Genomic DNA, 17,841 nt, shown 5'->3' with positions numbered 1-17,841 from the left:
TTCAATAGACAATTCAATAGACAATTCAATAGACAATTCAATAGACAATTCAATAGACAATTCAATAAACAATTTATTGAAAGAAAATCCAAATATATTATCATATTCACCTTTTGAACTCGTAGACCTTTCTCACAAATGGAGTTGTTGGGAGATTTGCTTTGAAGTAGCAAAACAAAATAAAAAAGCGAGTATCTCCATGCCTTCTGAATCAATAATAAACAGTGTCAAATATTACAAATTATAAAATGTCATTACATATTGACAATTGTATATCCCTATATCAAGATATCATACTGACTACAGGAAGCACTCTCATTGAAGAAGAACATAACATCAGTAATGCTATCATTGAAAAAGAAAAGGAGAAAAACTTTTCCCTATCTTTTTTTATTGAAATAAATAATGCTATATTTTAGGTGAATATTTAGAACAAAATTACCCAGAAAAAATCAAGGAATTAGAACAGCAATTAGAACAGCAAGATACTGCTTTTTCGAATTGCATTAGAAACTCTATTTCAGAATTAAACCACCTATTATTTCTAATAAATAATAAAATAAATTTATCATCAGATGATTTATTATTTTCTGCACTATCACCGTCAAATAGAAGTCAATCCACAAATGCTTTTTTTGATGACCTTGAAAATATAACATTTAGACTGGCAATTATTGACCATACTTTGATCGATAATTCAGACACAAGAAATGAGCTAATAATCATCAGAGAACTCATTTTAAAAAAGCTCTCTGTATCTGATGCAAATCTTAAAGCCATTTATAGCAAACTAATGAGCAAATGCTCTTTCTTGCTAAAAAAACTATTCTTTAGCAATGAGGAGGCACATAAATATGCATTAGATTTTAAAATACATGATATTGATGACTTAAAACTAGAAGATAGCTTTAATGAAGATTTTTCCAATCACTTTGAATGCTTGTACAATAACACTAAAGCATTCAATAAGTCTAGCCAATATTATCAATTAGAATTTCAACAAGGAAGATTTTCAACTATTGGTTTTATTATTCTTTCTCAATACTACCGAATTGTAACAAAAGACATCACTCAAATAAACAATTTAATACTACGATTTAATAAGTTTTACGTAAAAAGAAATAAGAATAATAAAACTGACATATTTGACCGATATTCAATTGATAGTATTAGACACTATTTGCACAATTGTAGATTTTCATTAAAAACTTGTCAAGAAAACTATTCGATTGAGGATTTAAAAAACGATATCAAAGATATTAAGGAAATCCAGTTTCAAACTAAAATATTCAATTATCATCCATACTATAAAGCCCTAGAATTCTTATCAAAGAAAATACATAATAGTTCTCTTGGAGCTGCAGATTTAAATGAAATAAAAAGTATCAATACCTTATACAATGAATTGCTTCACGAATTAAAAATATCTATTGATTGGTGTGTACATCGCAGATTTTACCCATTCCAATTAGAAAAAACAGATTGTAGAACAGCAGAAGGCATTTTTATCGCATCATCATTTGCTCGTCCTATTAATTTTAAAAGGCTTAACAACCTCTATAGAGATTTTAGAGATGGTAAACAAATTGGAGAAATGTGGGAGTATTTTCAACTTCATAAAATAGAATTAGAAAGCGTACAAACAAAAATAAAATCTTTTAGAAAAGAATCCTTTGAGTATTTAGGCATATTTATTGCAATAATATCTTTTCTATTTGGAAGTTTACAGCTTTTTGGAAATTCAGATATCCAATTACCTCAAGCACTGATAAATATAACATCATTAGGATTAACGCTTTGTATCTTTGTTTCGATAATAGCAATTATCTCAAATGATATAAAAAACAAAATTTATTGGCTCATTGGGGTTTGTATTTTATGTATTATTTTATTATTGTTTTTACCTGGTATAATATCTAATGCACTAAGTTCTTAAAAGCATTTTCATTTCTAACACACCTATCATTACAAAATTCACATTATCAATAACAATATTGAATGAATCATGAAAATGCCCATAATACCATTTTTGTAATGAATACCCATTGCAAGCCAATTCATCATAAAGAGATGTTATACCCAACCTCTCCAACGCAATATCATTCAAAGGATACGAGTCAAGTTTTACCCATTCCGTTAATCCTGACTTTGACCGCTTCTCACAAAAATCAGGAGCCGTATGAGTTACCACTGTATCAATCTTTATTCCAGATTGGGTTAGCTCTTTAATCTCATCAGGCAAGAAAACCGGAGCTTCATCTTTCCAATACAACGGTTGTTTATCCTTTCTCAAGATACGGTTAAGCTCCATCTCCCGAAGATGTGGTTCACGGTCTATAGAAATTGCACCACCGACACATAAGATGTGGTGTCCAGCAACTGAGACTACTGTATAATCAGCAATACACCTCATGTACTTTTTGACAAAAGTCTTTCCATCAAAATAAGCAGGGTCATCATGATTACCTCTGACAAAGAATATTATATTCCCTTGCGTTCTTAGTTTGGGTGCTAACCGTTTATACAGTATATCATAATAACTCGCCTTATGAAAGCCAAAACCACAATCGCCGGCAACAATAATCAAAGAGTCCGTTATGTTATTAATTTTCAGATTATAAACTAACGTTTCAAACTCTCCGTGTATGTCACCACAGATAACTACATTTTTCTTATCAGACTCTACAATATTCATCACAAGCTATTCTATACCAATCCACAAGATACAAACTAAATTCTGAACATACTACCTTCTTATCCAAAATATATACACATCTGAGATTTAGAATTGAGCGACTTTTCATATATTTGCATTAGAATAAAATTCGGAGAAATCCGAAAAGACATATTAATTTTGCGTTCGCGTAAAATCTTGTACTGTAAAACTGGTAATTTTAAAGTCAAACAAGGTGATATGTGCAACGCCCGTGCTGTTTATGGTACGGGCTTGCTTATCACGTTTGACGGGTATACCAGTGCCTACAGTATGGATAAGCTGAGTCCCGTACCATTTTCTTTGGGATTTACATGAACAAGAAATGTTTACGAACAGTTAAGCCCAAAGAAGAATGAGAGACTTAGTGAAACTTTACGGGGAAAGCTTTAAGCTGATTTCCGACAATCCCAACCTAACAACCGACAAAATTCCAAATCATTTTTTGGAATCATGGCTTTCAGATAATGTAATCGTCATTACAGGTAATGAACAGCCTCATTTTGCTGTATCAATATTCCAGCTTGTACATGATGAACATCTCTGCCGTAAAGGGATTGAAAGTGAACCTGATAGTAAAATGATGGAACATCGCTTCAGTATATTTCAGTATATTTTAGCATTGGAGTCCGTACATCGTCAACTCCCTATCAATCTACGTCCGGTTCAAATCGGAGATTTTGACAATTATGACACTCTGCCGACATTCGACTTTATGCCAAAGAACTTTAAAGAAATCATGGTTCTTACAGAGGCTCTTTATCCACTTAGAAACAAATTTAAATTCAACTAATTATGAAACGATTATTATTAATGGTTGCCCTGTTAGGCAGTCTCAATTCATGCTACGCACAAAATAACGATAGTCATTATAAGAAAATGATTACGGACTACGTAGAAGTTAAAAATGATGTACGTACAAACCTTGATGTACGTATCTCTGAAATCACCGAAAAAGATTATACAGTAGCCGACAGTACAGAAGTTCTCAACAGCCGCTTTGCTAATGAAAAAGCGTCAAAAATCGAAACTGCCAATAAAGACATCAAACATTATGAAACCCAAATCGCTAAACAACAGGCAAAAGGAGGGCTGGTAGCTGAAACACTACTAAAAAAATACAAGACTGAATTGGAAAAAGCTCAAAACAGACTAAAAGATGCCCAAAATTGGCACGTAAACTATGCCAGTTGCTATGATAGTAGAAATCCCAATGACGTTATTGCTAAAATAGTAGAATGCAAATTATCACTCATGAACCCAAAGTTCAAAACCCGCCAAGAAGGCAAAGCCTCTTTTCTCTTCTCGGCTGATGGTAATAAACTTTTGAAAGCATTGAAATAAGGGTATATTTACATATAGTCTCCATATCTTTTTGTCTTTCCATACAAATGCCCCATTTGTTGCATCACGAAAACGTCATGGGGCATAAAAAAAGCAGCTACAAATCTTATTGTAACTGCTTGATTATTAAGTAGTGGTCCCACTTGGGCTTGAACCAAGGACTCCCTGATTATGAGTCAGGTGCTCTGACCAACTGAGCTATAGGACCTGTTCAGGACTCAGTCCTGAAATCGGGTGCAATATTACGATTTATTATCGAGATATGCAAATGTTAAAGGAAAAAACTTATTTCTCCGCATTTTCTCCTCCGGCGAACTCCATCAAGTATGCTTTGATGAAATCATCGATCTTTCCATCCATCACGCCATTTACATCGGAGGTTTGATAATTCGTACGATGGTCTTTCACTCGGCGGTCATCGAATACGTAACTGCGGATCTGGGAACCCCACTCGATCTTTTTCTTTCCGGCCTCCACCTTGGCTTGCTCGGCCATACGATGCTGCAACTCCTTATCGTAAAGGATAGAACGTAACTGGCGCATGGCGTTCTCGCGGTTCTTCGGCTGGTCGCGAGTCTCGGTATTCTCGATCAAGATCTCCTCTTCCTCACCCGTGTACGGATCCTTGAACTGATAGCGCAAGCGAACCCCGGATTCCACCTTGTTCACGTTCTGACCTCCAGCACCGCCTGAACGGAACGTATCCCAAGACACAGCCGCAGGATCTACTTTCACCTCAATCGTATCGTCCACCAACGGGGTGACAAAAACGGAAGCGAAAGAGGTCATCCGTTTACCTTGGGCGTTGTAAGGAGATACACGAACCAGACGATGCACACCGTTCTCACTCTTCAAATAGCCATAGGCGTAATCCCCCTCGATATCGATCGTAACCGTCTTGATACCGGCCTCATCCCCTTCCTGATAGTTGGCTATAGAGATCTTATAACCGTTATTCTCAGCCCAACGCTGATACATACGCATCAACATAGAAGCCCAATCCTGGCTCTCGGTACCACCGGCGCCCGAGTTGATCTTGAGCACGCAACTCATCTGGTCAGCCTCGTCACGAAGCATATTACGAAATTCCAAGTCTTCCAGCAGATGCAGGGCTTTCTTATAAGCCGCATCCACCTCATCTTCGGTGATGATCTCTTCCTTCACGTACTCGTAAGCCAGCTCCAGTTCTTCCGCCGCGGCATGTACCTCTCCGTAAAGCTCGATCCATTTCTTTAGCTCCTTCACCTTTTTCATCTGGGCTTCCGCACGTTTGGCATCCTCCCAGAAACCGGGGTCCTGCGTACGTAATTCCTCCTCCTCTAACTGAATGGTCTTACCATCGATGTCAAAGATACCCCCTCAGCGCCTTATCGCGCTCCAACACGTCATGTAGTTGGTCTGATGTGATCATATATTCTTTTCTTTTTAAATTTACCGCGAAGATAAGAAATAGTTGATTGCCGGCAAACCTGTTATTCCTCGTACATCGCCTCTATCTGAGCGGCATACTTCTGCAACACGACCGGACGGCGTAGCTTAAGCGTATCCGTCAGCTCGCATCCTATCATAAAAGGTTCAGGCAGCAAGGTAAAACGCTTGATTTTCTCGTAGGAAGCCAAGTTCTTCTGGTGCTCCTCCACTCTCGCCCCGATAAAGCGAATGATGTCTTTGTTTTGCATCAGTTCCTCCCGGCTCCCGAATGAAAGGCCTTTCTCCTCCGCATACTTCTCCAACAAGGGATAAACCGGCACGATCAAGGCGCTCACGAACTTACGCTGGTCGCCGATAACAGCGATTTGCTCAATGTAATTGTCGCCGCTCATCACCATCTCGATCGCTTGCGGGGCAATATACTTCCCGTTCGAGGTCTTATACAAATCCTTGATACGCTCCGTGAAGAACAATGTATTGCCTTCCAAGCGCCCGGCATCGCCGGTACGGAAGAAACCATCCTCGGTGAAAGCTTTCTCGGTCTCCTCCGGTTTATTATAATACCCGGACATCACGGTCTTGCCTTTCACCAAGATCTCGTTATTCCCCGGGTCTATCCTCACTTGGACACCCGGCATCACCTCACCGATAGAACCAAACTGGAATCCGATCTCCGGATAGAAACAAACCGTGGCCGTCGTCTCGCTCAATCCATAACCGTAGACGATCGGGATATTCACGGATTGCAAGAACTCGTTAATCTCATCCGATAAAGGAGCGCCCGCCACCGGGAAAAAACGGCCGCGCTCAATACCCAGCACCCTCTTCAATAAAGTGAAAACCGTATTATTATAAAACTGGAACTTCAGCTTCAAGCCACAGGGGGCCGGTATCCCCTTGTTCTTATATTCCAGATTATACTTCCGTCCGGTGTCGATCGCATCCAAGAAAACCTTCTTCATGACCGGGGAAGCGGAGTTGATCTTCTCATGCACGCCGGCGTATACCTTTTCCCAGAAGCGAGGCACATTGCACATCAACGTGGGATGAACCTCCGGCAACGTCTTCTGGATCATCTTCGGATCTTGGTTAATGGCGATCGTAACCCCCTTGTGCACACAATAACAACACCAAGCTTTCTCGAAAATATGGGTCATCGGCAAGAAGCTCATGGATAAGTCCTTATCGGTCACCATCGGCAACCGGATATCGTGTATCCGCATCGCCTCCAGGTAGCAGGAATGGGGAAGCATCACGCCCTTCGACTCCCCGGTCGTGCCAGACGTATATATAATAGTGGCCAAGTCTTCCGGAACGGCTTCCGTCATACGTATTTTCACCGTACTCTCCGCATGAGCGTTATCCCCCAGCCGCAGGAAATCGTCAAAATAAATAGAAGTCTTATCTTCCGGGTTCATCTTGACCGCCGGGTCAAAAATGACCAGGCGCTCCAAATACCTAGAATCCTTCTGTACCTTAAATGCGTTGTTATACTGTAACTGCTCGCCCACGAACAGCGTGCGTATCTTAGCGTCGTTGATAATGTACTCGATTTGCCCCGGAGAATTCGTCGCGTACATCGGTATGGAAACCACCCGGTTACCATACGCTCCAAAGTCCGTATACAAACACTGAGGCATATTCTGGGAATAAACCCCGATATTCTCCTGTACCTCTATCCCGAACTCTGCCATCGCCTTGGCCGTAAGCATCACTTTATCGGAAAATTCCCTCCAAGAAATCTTCAACCATTTTCCTGTAGCGTTGTCTCTATGCTTCAACGCGGTACGATTCCCATATTTCTCTGCCTGACGGTGTACTAACTCGGCGAAATGATAATAAATCATAATTCCTTATTTTGAATTGATACCACAAAAGTACGCTTTTCTCTTCTAAAAGACACGACATCCCTCCTTTTTTTACACATAATCGCTCTTTTTGTGCAAGTATTCGGTTAAATAATAATAATTCATAGTAGTATGTATTGCATAGTACATATGTAATACATACATTTGTAGCATAAAATTAAAAGAGATGAATGCAGAGAACGTAAAATCACAAATGAGAAAAGGAACGCTGGAATATTGCATCCTCCTGCTTCTCAAGAAGGAACCCGCTTACACCTCTGATATCATTCAGAAGTTACAAGAAGCAAAGCTGATCGTCGTGGAAGGCACTTTATATCCTCTTTTAACCCGATTAAAAAACAGCGAGTTATTAAGTTATCAGTGGATAGAATCTACACAAGGACCGCCACGCAAGTATTACCAACTGACCGAGAAAGGAGAAATATTCCTCGGCGAGCTGGAAGCTTCATGGCAGGAATTAAACAATACAATAAATCACATCAGAAACAATTAAAACGAAAGAGTGATGAAGAAGACACTTACTGTTAATCTGGGAGGTACAGTTTTCCATATTGACGAAGACGCGTATCAATTATTAGATAAATATCTCTCAAACCTGCGTATCCATTTCCGCAAAGAAGAGGGCTCGGACGAGATCATGGACGATTTCGAGATGCGTATCTCGGAACTTCTCAACGAGCGTGTCCGCCTAGGCTATGAGGTCATCACGATCGAGCAGGTAGAGAAAGTGATCAAACGGATGGGCAAGCCGGAAGAGATTTTCGAGGAGGAGGAGAAAAGTTCCGGCCGCGAAGAGAATTTCCAAGCGCAACAACAGCAGGCCACCCATACCCAGACTACCAAGAAACGCCTGATGCGCGACCCGGACAACCGCATCCTAGGAGGCGTAGCCGGAGGTTTCGCCGCTTACATGGACTGGGACCCGACAGCCGTGCGTATCGTATTGTTCCTTCTGATGTTCTTCTATGGGATCACGGTCCCGCTTTACTTCCTGCTATGGATCATCGTCCCGATGGCGCGGACGGCGACCGAGAAACTAGAGATGCGCGGGCAAAGCGTAACGGTGGAGAACATCGGAAAGACCGTGACGGATGGCTTCGAGAAAGTCAGCAATAACGTGAACGACTTCATAAGCTCGGATAAGCCGAGAAACTTCCTCCAAAAGCTGGCAGACGTTTTCGTCTTGATCATCGGGTTCATCCTGAAGTTCTGCATCATCTTAGCGGGAATCATATTATTGCCGCCACTGGTATTAGTCGTATTCATCCTGGTTGTCGTGACATTCGCGTTACTCATGGGCGGGGCCGGATTCATCTATAACGTTTCCCCGTTCGGAGCGGACTTGATAAATGGGGCGCCATTGTCGATGGCCATCATGGGATGCATAGGTACGATCTTATTCATCGGCATCCCCATATTCTCCTTGATTTACGCGATCTGCTGCCAATTATTCAAGGTACGTCCTCTACCGGCGCAAGCAAGATGGATATTATTAGTCTTATGGCTCATTTCTCTCGTATTATGCGGCGTATATATCCAGCAATCCGGCATGTTGTATGACTGGCACAATTACTGGAATGGCGTACACAATTGGAACAGGCACGCCGTATGGTTCCCTTGAATTCATTAGAAAGCGTGAGAGAAAAATATGGGATTTAGTAGTTTATAATGTTTATTGTGTGTTTAAAAAAAGAAGGCCGCTCTATCGCAGAGGGGCCTTTCTTCTAAGGTTAACAAATTTATGAGTAAAAACCACTAATGAATCATATTAATGATTTGCTATTCCCTTCGCATGATATTGTCACGCATAAAACAGCGGGTACAAATATAACCAAATTTTTATAATTAAAAAATTATATTCACTTATTTGAATTCTTTTCTAATCTTAGCGGCGATCTCGGCCAGTTCCTCTTGACTTACAGCCAATTTCTCTCCTCCGAAATACATATCAGACTCTTTCGTGATAGGGATCAGATGGATATGCGCATGAGGCACTTCCAAGCCCATAACGGCCAACCCCACACGCTTGCACTCGATAGCGGCCTCTTGAGCGCGGGCTACCCGCTTAGCGAAAGCTATCATCCTTCCAAGCATCGGATCATCGATATCAAAGATATAATCGACCTCCTTCTTAGGGATCACCAAGGTATGTCCCAACGCTACCGGATTGATATCGAGGAAGGCGAAAAACTCGTCGTCTTCCGCGATCTTGTGGCTGGGGATCTCACCCGCCACGATTCTGCTGAAAATAGTTGCCATACGTCTTCCCGCTCCTTAAATTGAAATGTCCATAATCTCGAACGTCATCAAGCCGGAAGGCACACGGATCTCAACGACATCCCCAACCTTCTTCCCCATCAAACCTTGGGCTATCGGCGTACTCACGGAAATCTTGCCTTCTTTCAGGTTAGCCTCGGAATCCGACACCAACGTATAGGTCATGACAGCATTATTCTTCGTATTCTTGATCTTCACCTTATTCAAGATCTGAACCTCGTCTGTCTTCACACGGCTCTCATCGATCAGGCGAGCGTTTGAGATCAGGCTTTTCAATTGGGCGAGCTTCGCCTCCATGATACCTTGAGCTTCCTTGGCGGCATCATACTCCGCGTTCTCGGACAAGTCTCCCTTATCTCTCGCCTCAGCGATCTGGGCAGATATCTCGGGGCGCTTTACGGTCTCCAAATAGTTGATTTCAGCTAAAATCTTATCGTAGCCGTCTTTTGTCATATAACTAACAGCCATACTAAATCCTCCTTATTCTTTATATTAATATTGATTAATTATCGCATAATAAAAAAGAATCCCGACCACGTCGTATGGCCGGAACTCCTCTTTTATCATTTTAATGACTTCGCAAAGTTAGGGCATCTTTCCTAGACGCACAAGTTTAAGGAAGTGCTTTATAACATATAAATCTGGCGGTTAAACCATGAACAATTTACAATACGGACTTGACATCCGCCTCAAGCTTCTTCATATCGTCCACCCGTTTGACCAAGTTCCCCTTACGGTCTAGGAGAAAGATCGCCGGAAGCTGCTTCACGTTATACAACGCCGCTGTCTGGGAATAAACAGACTGCGGGTCTCGCACGCAAGTCCAAGGCAGGTTAGAGGCCGCGTTTTTCCAGAAATGGATATCGCTATCCAAGGAGATCTGATAAATCTCCAGGCCTTGGTCATGGTATTTCGTATATAAATCGCCGAACTCCATATTCAAGGCGGGAGACCACTCGGACATATAAGCCGTGAAATTAATCAACACCACCTTACCCGTAGCTACAGAAGACAACTTCGTATTCTCCCCATGTATATCCGGCAAATCGATATCCAAGAAGCTGACCTCCTTCTTCTCCACCTTATCCAGGTCTACCGGACGCTGGCTACGAATCACCTTTATCGACTGAAGCGCCAGGTTATACAGATGCTTAGCGCGAGGGCTCTCCGGATAATAATGATCGAAGCTGGTAGCCACGGCGCCATAAGCCTTCGAGTCGTCCTTGTCATACAAGTCGAAGAAAAGCAATCCGTCTATTTGCTGGAACAAGGCAAAATAAGCGGCGGCAGACATCGGGGCAGAATAAATATACTTACGGGCCACTTCCTTGTAAGCCTCGGCCGCCTCAAGCACTTGGCGGGAATATACGGAATCCGCCAACAGGCCAGACTCGGATTTTTTCCGCAGGCGGTGGATCGCTTGGTTAGCGTCTAATTGAGCCAAGGTAATATTCTTGATCGCCTTGCAATTCTCGGACCCTTCCACGGAATAAGAGGTAGCGAAAGTACCCGCGTCTGCCACGAAAGAGATCGTCTCCGTAGAATCTACCGAGAAGTTTATCAATTGATTATTCAAACGCAGGCGATAAAAATCCGGAAACGCCGGACGAGGCTTCGTAAAGCTGAATTTACCCGCCGCCGTCAATTTCACGGAATCCATCAGCTCCACCGTCGATACGCCTACATTCTCCAGATACATCACCTGGCCGTCTGCGCCGGACACTACACCTTCCACCGTAAAATCAGAATTCTTCTTACAAGCCGTGAACAAAAGCAATATTACACACGCCGCAGCCAGTAAATTCGTAGATATTTGTTTCATTATTTCTCGTTTGTCTATATTATCAGGTGCAAATATACATTATTTTACAATTGTGGCACCATTATTCCGTATTTCTTCAATACTTTTTTCAAAAAAAGTACTTCAGAACTGTTATTTCTTTTCATTTTCATGCAATTACAGGTAAACTTTCATTACATTTGCACCAATTTTTGACAGATAGAAAAATAAGAAAAAAGATTATGCTTAATCCAATTAACAAGACGATCGAGTTGGGTGATGGAAGAACCATTACCATCGAAACCGGGAAATTGGCGAAACAGGCGGACGGAGCGGTTACCGTCCGTATGAACAACACCGTGTTGCTCGCCACTGTTTGCGCCGCCAAAGATGCGAACCCGGGTGTTGACTTCATGCCGTTGCAAGTAGAATACAAAGAGAAATACTCCGCTTTTGGGCGTTTTCCCGGAGGTTTTACAAAAAGAGAAGGAAAAGCTTCCGACTATGAAATCCTTACAGCTCGCTTAGTAGACCGTGCGTTGCGTCCTCTTTTCCCGGACAATTACCACGCCGAGGTATATGTGAATATCATATTGTTCTCCACGGATGGCGAAGACTTGCCGGACGCTCTAGCGGGATTGGCCGCTTCCGCGGCCTTGGCCGTTTCCGACATACCTTTCAACGGGCCGATCTCCGAGGTTCGCGTAGCCCGTACGGATGGGAAATTCATCGTCAACCCTACTTCCGCGGAATTGGAGAAAGCTGACATCGATATCATGGTGGCCGCTACCATAGACAACATCATGATGGTGGAAGGAGAGATGAACGAGGTTCAGGAGTCTGAGATGCTCGAAGCTATCAAGGTCGCTCACGAGGCCATCAAGATACAATGCAAGGCCCAGTTGGAATTATCCGAGGCTTGCGGCAAATTGGTGAAACGCGAATACTGCCACGAGGTAAACGACGAGGAGTTACGTAAAGACGTACACGATAAATGTTACGCAAAGGCTTACGCCATAGCCACATCAGGCAGCGGCAAGCAGGAGCGTAGCGAGGCGTTCGAGAAAATCGTAGAGGAATACAAGGCTCAATTCTCCGAGGAGGAGCTGACCGACGAGAAGCTGGAAATGATCGGCCGTTACTATCACGACGTGGAGAAAGAGGCTATGCGCCGCGCCATCCTCGACGAGGGTAAGCGTTTGGATGGCCGTAAGACCACCGAGATCCGTCCGATCTGGATCGAGACAGACTGCCTACCGGGTCCTCACGGTTCCGCGATCTTCACACGTGGCGAGACCCAGTCTTTGTCTACGGTTACCTTAGGCACGAAATCCGACGAGAAGATAGTAGACGACGTATTGAATCACGGATACGAGCGTTTCCTGCTTCACTATAACTTCCCCCCATTCTCCACAGGCGAGGCAAAGGCTACGCGCGGCGTAGGCCGTCGGGAGATCGGGCACGGCAACTTGGCTCACCGTGCTCTGAAACGTATGATCCCGGACAACTACCCGTATGTGGTACGTGTAATCTCCGATATCCTAGAGTCTAACGGTTCTTCCTCTATGGCTACGGTTTGTGCCGGCACCTTGGCTTTGAGAGACGCAGGTGTCCCGATGAAGAAACCGGTATCCGGTATCGCCATGGGATTGATTTCCGAGAACAAGGGTACGAACTACGCGATATTGTCTGATATCCTAGGCGACGAGGATCACTTGGGTGATATGGACTTCAAGGTAACGGGTACGAAAGACGGTATCACGGCTACCCAGATGGACATCAAGGTAGACGGTTTATCTTACGAGATTCTCGAAAATGCCTTGGCCCAGGCTAAGGAAGGCCGTATGTACATCTTGGATAAGATATTGGAAGCTCAACCGGAAGCTCGTGAGGATTTGAAACCTCATGCGCCTCGTATCGAGACGATGACGATCGGTAAGGAATTCATCGGCGCGGTAATCGGCCCGGGTGGTAAGATCATCCAAGGTATCCAAGAGAAGACCGGAGCCACGGTTTCTATCGATGAGGTAGACGGCGTAGGAAAGATCGAGATATCCAGCACGAACAAGGCTACGATCGAAGCGGCTATCAAAGCGATCAAGGCTATCGTGGCGGTTCCCGAGATCGGTGAGGTTTATGAGGGTAAGATCTCTTCTATCATGCCTTACGGCGCATTTGTTGAGTTTATGCCGGGCAAGGATGGTTTGCTTCACATTTCCGAGATCGACTGGAAACGTCTGGAGACTGTCGAGCAAGCAGGCTTGAAGGAAGGTGATACGGTCTCTGTCAAGTTGGTTGATATCGATCCGAAGACAGGCAAGTTCAAACTTTCCCGCAAGGTATTGCTTCCGAAACCCGAAGGTTACGAAGAACGTCCGCCGAGACCGGAAAGAGGCGATCGTGGACCTCGCCAAGACCGTGGAGACCGTGGTCCTCGTCAGGATCGTGGTGATCGCGGACCTCGCAGGGAATACAGAGACTAAGACAAGGTCTTATACATTATATATAATCCCGGGTAGATTGAAGGCTATCCGGGATTTTTTTATCAAATCATCTACCACACCTACAACTATAGCTATAAGCAATTGGTCATAAGTAATTTATCGAGTGGTGGTAGATAAATAGCATCTACCACTATTGGTTTGTATCTACCACCATTCACTACTTTTCAACCACTAAATACAATCATCCCCTACTCGCCAACCGTATCATTAGTCCTATCTTTCTCAAGAAGCGACCGAAGACGTAGACCTTGCTCAGCCGGCAGACTATCTGTTTGATCATGCTTTCTATATTATTCAAGAAATTAAATAATAGATATTTATAGTTTTTCTTGGTATAAAACAAAAGTTTTCCGCTATGGAAACATTTGTTTTCTCATGAGGAAACCTTAGTTTAGTACTTACGAAACATTAGTTTTCCCTAAGAGAACTGTTTGCTCTCTTATAGAAAATACCCATTTCCCGGTAGAATCTATGGTAAGATCTTCCGCAGAGGTATATAAATCGATAGCTGAAATTCTTTCCTCCGGTTCCTATCCAACAAGTTCTCCACGGAATGACGTAATAATCCTATTTTAACGGAACCTTCTATACCGACACAGCCTAAATCGTAACCGATCTTCAAGGTAGCAGGCAGATCGAATCCCACACCGCTATCTACACTCCGATAGAAATAGGCGGTAGGCTCAGCCCCGATGCCTATGTATAATCCTTTATAGATAGAAGCATTAAGAGAGGGTGAGAGTGCTATATAATAATTCAAATGCCGTTTTCCCACTTGATATTGCGTATAAATCTCACTGAAATCCAATAATGTCCCTTTCTGTACACTTTTCATTCCTAATAGAGCATCCAAGTCCCAAAACAACCAATGATTCTGCCGCAAACGAAAACGGTATCCCAAATGGAGATCATAATTATATGTATCATCGAAAGACTCGCCAAGTTGATCAGCCTTCAAATCATCTATAAACTCGTAATCCAGTGTTCCCGCACCACCACTCAACAATAAACCAGATGAAATCAATCTCTCTTGTGAGAAAGAAGATATCGTAACCAGAAACAGCGCAATACAAAACAAAGAAATTCTCAACATCCTCATCACTAATTTTTATGTTATTACTAAAATTACCGGATAGCAAACCAAGTACAGACTAAACAAACGATCACAAACCTTATATCCAAGCCATGATCTTCGTTTAGCCTGTACAATTACCCGCAAGATTAATCGTTTTTGAAAATTCTTGCTGTTCCAAAGCACTTGTTGCATCTTCGTTATTACAAGACGCAAGGATACATGCCATTACGCATGCAGACAAAATAATTGTTCTCATATAAAATAATTTGAATAAAAAATGGATTCACTTAGAAAAGAATAGAAAACTCTTCATGGATATTATCTCCTTCTACTCTTATTAAATAAGATTTAGACAGAACTTCTTGCATGGGGATATAATAGTTCCGAGAAGTAGAAAGAGGTACAGACTCTTCATATACAAGCATCCCACTATCATCAACAATTTGTATAAACACATTGTCTAATGGTTTCATAAAATGGAACATGATTCCATCATTTACAATCTCCAATCTTACTTGGCTATGAGGAATTGAACGGTCTTCCGCCTTGTCATAATCATTTTTATCATTATCTGCCACAACCATAGGATAGCTAGACACACATACACTACTTAATAAGCAAGCCAAAAATAAAATCTTTTTCATATCATTCCTTTTTTTGACCGCAAAAGTATGAGATAGGCAACAAAAAGCCTGCGAACTCTGTTCGCATCTTGGTCGCTTTTTGTTCGTCAAATGGTATGAGTCTAAAAATCAACGATAAATTGATCCAAATCATTCGGAGTCCCTTCTTCTCCTGTCAGTTTATAATAAAGCCGGGAACGGGCAGAAGAGATCGAGGACTTGGAACGATTTAATAGAATCGCCATGTCCGTTACCCGGATAGAAACCTTGATTAAGTAGCAAATCCGGAGTTCTATAGAAGATAAATCGGAGTATAAGTCGCACAAGCGTTCCGTGAGGTTATCATATGTCAGATCCAATGCCTGTTGGAGCGACTGCCAATCCGCATCTAATATCTTCAGATCGGATTCAATAGCCGAATGGAATTTTTGATAGATATCGGAATGCCTCAAATCGATCTCTAATAAATCCCTTTCCGAACGCTTCAATTGGATGCGCTCGTTTGTCACTTGGAGCAATTCCTTTCGAACTTGCAACAAAGAATTCTCATTATCTTTCTTTTGAGACAATAGTAACTCCAGATTAGCCATCTTTGCGTTATTTTCCTCTATGCATTGCAAACTTCTCTCGTATTGCTCCTGCTTTTCTTGGCTCAAGATACGAACTTGTAGTGCCGCACGGTCTTTTTGCCTCTTAAAACGATATACAAATAAGGCCATTAAGGCAGAGGCCATCCCTAAAAGCGTTATCACTTGATAAATCTGAATTCGTACACGGTCATTCACTTCCCGCAAATGCAGATTCTCTTTCTCCCGTTTCTGATAGTTATACAAGGAAGCCATTTTACGAATTTCTTCCGAAGCAGTTATTGATTGGATGGAATCTTGCGTCTCTTGATATAAACGAGCATAACGAACAGATGCTTTATAAGCAGATTTATACTCTGACAAAAACGACAAATATTTATAAACGCTTGCTTTAACATATAAATCCGGGCTGTCCAAACATTTCCGCAAATAATAATCCGCAGAGTCCAATTTTCCGATCTCTAAATAGATATGCCCTAAGGTTGAATAAGTAGGATACATATTCCGGTTCAATGAATCTCTCGATGACTCATATAAACAACTTAGAGCTTTATCATAAAGAGCTAATTCCCTATAAAGATCACCCAATTCTGTCAATATTCCTGAAAAATGATGCCTTTGTCTCATATTCTTAGCCAAGTTCGCAGCCTCTTGATAATATATAACCGCACTATCCTCTTTACCTATCTTTTCATAAACACGAGCAATATCTCTTGTCACCAAAGACAAAGTCGCACTATCCCCCGCCAATAATTTGTATTGATAAGCCTTCTCATGCATATGGATCGCCTCTTCATATACATTTTGGTAATTATACAGCATCCCCATTTGAGAATATACTTTAGATACAAGTACATACTTCTCCGTATCCCCCGCCACATCCAATGCCTTTTGGAAATACTTCAACGCTTCCGGGGCATCATGCAAATCCCGATAGACACGTCCCATATAATAATAAGACTCCAGTAGCTTGTCCCGATCACCATACTTCTCATAGAAAGCGGTGATTCGCTTGATCAATGAATCGGACGTATGCCGGACATACATCTTATCATCGACCTTCAGAGCAAGCAGATCATAATACATACATTGCTCCGCACCAAAATACGAGAGACTGTCACGCAACCGCTCCAGCAAAGGCCGGGCTTCCTCTGGATTCGTATTTGCGAGAGAATCGATCCGCAACAAGGTAGCCGGATAAGGCTTCTCCCGATAATCGCAAGCATGGAAGACCGATAGCAAGAGCGAAACCAAAAGGATGTAGATATAAGACATTAAAATCAGATTTATAGCTTAATAGGCGCAAAGGTAAAGAATTAAAGCTGAATTGTTTCGTTAACATATATATAAACACTCAAAGAGCTATCCATAAAAAGCATTCCAATTAGATACTTGAGGGTATGTCAAATTGATATTACCGGACTCAGACGACTCAGAACACGCAGACTTATTTAGTTGATAATTAATAATATTTGCGCTCGTCCGAGTCATCTGAGTCCCATGAATACCGATATTTGACACACCCTCATCGATGGCGAGAATCATAAAATATAGCGGCCTCCGACAATGTATCCAATAGCTATAAAACAAGTATCCATCAGCTATTGCCCGGTTTTGCTTTCCACTCTTAACACGAAAG

Annotated in this window: 15 protein-coding genes, 1 tRNA gene and 1 pseudogene; 7 read left to right on the top strand and 10 right to left on the bottom strand. The window is 42.2% G+C overall.

Going from position 1 to position 17,841, the window contains the following annotated elements; translation table 11 throughout:
* Together Q0110_RS07035 and Q0110_RS07030 are read left to right on the top strand one after the other, a co-directional pair.
* Positions 1-247: pseudogene (locus Q0110_RS07035) on the top strand (hypothetical protein); the annotation flags it as partial.
* Positions 248-685: 438 nt separating this feature from the next.
* Entirely contained in the window at positions 686-1,936 is a 1,251-nt protein-coding gene (locus Q0110_RS07030; protein ID WP_297904840.1) for a hypothetical protein, read from the top strand.
* Here Q0110_RS07030 and Q0110_RS07025 read toward each other — a convergent pair.
* Positions 1,925-2,695 (bottom strand): metallophosphoesterase, encoded by a 771-nt coding sequence (locus Q0110_RS07025; protein ID WP_297904837.1) that lies wholly within the window; start codon positions 2,693-2,695, stop codon positions 1,925-1,927. The two genes, Q0110_RS07030 and Q0110_RS07025, sit on opposite strands and share 12 nt — an antisense overlap.
* 373 nt (positions 2,696-3,068) lie before the next feature.
* Between Q0110_RS07025 and Q0110_RS07020 the strand changes: the two genes are divergently transcribed.
* Together Q0110_RS07020 and Q0110_RS07015 are read left to right on the top strand one after the other, a co-directional pair.
* Complete coding sequence (locus tag Q0110_RS07020; protein WP_297904834.1) at positions 3,069-3,506, top strand: hypothetical protein; 438 nt, start codon at positions 3,069-3,071, stop codon at positions 3,504-3,506.
* 2 nt (positions 3,507-3,508) lie between these two features.
* Positions 3,509-4,057: a hypothetical protein gene (locus Q0110_RS07015; protein ID WP_297904831.1), complete on the top strand. Its 549-nt coding sequence runs from the start codon at positions 3,509-3,511 to the stop codon at positions 4,055-4,057.
* Between the two features lie 134 nt (positions 4,058-4,191).
* Here the strand turns inward: Q0110_RS07015 and Q0110_RS07010 are convergent.
* From Q0110_RS07010 to Q0110_RS07000, 3 genes are all read right to left on the bottom strand, one after another.
* Positions 4,192-4,265 (bottom strand) — tRNA-Ile (locus Q0110_RS07010).
* Positions 4,266-4,342: 77 nt separating this feature from the next.
* A protein-coding gene (prfB, locus tag Q0110_RS07005) for a peptide chain release factor 2 (RefSeq protein WP_297904828.1) occupies positions 4,343-5,468 on the bottom strand; the annotation gives its coding sequence in 2 pieces (ribosomal slippage) (positions 4,343-5,404 and positions 5,406-5,468; 1,125 coding nt in all).
* Positions 5,469-5,529: 61 nt separating this feature from the next.
* Positions 5,530-7,335 carry a long-chain fatty acid--CoA ligase gene (locus Q0110_RS07000; protein WP_297904825.1) on the bottom strand — a complete coding sequence of 602 codons (1,806 nt, stop codon included), beginning with the start codon at positions 7,333-7,335 and terminating at the stop codon, positions 5,530-5,532.
* A 187-nt stretch (positions 7,336-7,522) separates the two neighbouring features.
* Here Q0110_RS07000 and Q0110_RS06995 point away from each other — a divergent pair, with 187 nt between their 5' ends.
* Positions 7,523-7,849: a PadR family transcriptional regulator gene (locus Q0110_RS06995; protein ID WP_297904822.1), complete on the top strand. Its 327-nt coding sequence runs from the start codon at positions 7,523-7,525 to the stop codon at positions 7,847-7,849.
* Positions 7,850-7,861: 12 nt separating this feature from the next.
* The gene (locus Q0110_RS06990) at positions 7,862-8,977 is read left to right on the top strand and encodes a PspC domain-containing protein (protein WP_297904819.1); all 1,116 of its coding nucleotides are present in this window, start codon (positions 7,862-7,864) and stop codon (positions 8,975-8,977) included.
* 242 nt (positions 8,978-9,219) lie between these two features.
* Here the strand turns inward: Q0110_RS06990 and Q0110_RS06985 are convergent, their stop codons facing one another.
* The 3 genes from Q0110_RS06985 to Q0110_RS06975 all read right to left on the bottom strand — a co-directional run bounded on the left by Q0110_RS06985 (position 9,220) and on the right by Q0110_RS06975 (position 11,455).
* A complete protein-coding gene (locus Q0110_RS06985) occupies positions 9,220-9,615 on the bottom strand; it encodes an HIT family protein (RefSeq protein ID WP_297904816.1) in 396 nt (131 codons plus the stop codon).
* A gap of 15 nt (positions 9,616-9,630) precedes the next feature.
* A complete protein-coding gene (gene greA / locus Q0110_RS06980; RefSeq protein ID WP_297904813.1) occupies positions 9,631-10,101 on the bottom strand; it encodes a transcription elongation factor GreA in 471 nt (156 codons plus the stop codon).
* A 196-nt stretch (positions 10,102-10,297) separates the two neighbouring features.
* Positions 10,298-11,455: a TlpA disulfide reductase family protein gene (locus Q0110_RS06975; RefSeq protein WP_297904810.1), complete on the bottom strand. Its 1,158-nt coding sequence runs from the start codon at positions 11,453-11,455 to the stop codon at positions 10,298-10,300.
* Positions 11,456-11,655: 200 nt separating this feature from the next.
* Between Q0110_RS06975 and pnp the strand changes: the two genes are divergently transcribed.
* A complete protein-coding gene (gene pnp / locus Q0110_RS06970; RefSeq protein ID WP_297904806.1) occupies positions 11,656-13,896 on the top strand; it encodes a polyribonucleotide nucleotidyltransferase in 2,241 nt (746 codons plus the stop codon).
* Positions 13,897-14,386: 490 nt separating this feature from the next.
* Here the strand turns inward: pnp and Q0110_RS06965 are convergent, their stop codons facing one another.
* From Q0110_RS06965 to Q0110_RS06955, 3 genes are all read right to left on the bottom strand, one after another.
* Complete coding sequence (locus tag Q0110_RS06965; RefSeq protein WP_297904803.1) at positions 14,387-15,010, bottom strand: hypothetical protein; 624 nt, start codon at positions 15,008-15,010, stop codon at positions 14,387-14,389.
* Positions 15,011-15,279: 269 nt separating this feature from the next.
* A complete protein-coding gene (locus Q0110_RS06960) occupies positions 15,280-15,636 on the bottom strand; it encodes a DUF3244 domain-containing protein (RefSeq protein ID WP_297904800.1) in 357 nt (118 codons plus the stop codon).
* Positions 15,637-15,737: 101 nt separating this feature from the next.
* Positions 15,738-17,477, bottom strand: coding sequence for a tetratricopeptide repeat protein (locus Q0110_RS06955; RefSeq protein ID WP_297904797.1), 1,740 nt, complete (start codon positions 17,475-17,477; stop codon positions 15,738-15,740).
* Positions 17,478-17,841 lie beyond the last annotated feature (364 nt).

It is taken from the genome of uncultured Parabacteroides sp. (assembly GCF_947855115.1).
In the GTDB taxonomy this organism is placed as follows: domain Bacteria; phylum Bacteroidota; class Bacteroidia; order Bacteroidales; family Tannerellaceae; genus Parabacteroides.
Note: the sequence above shows the minus strand (reverse complement) of the source record. Positions and strands in the feature narration are given on the sequence as shown.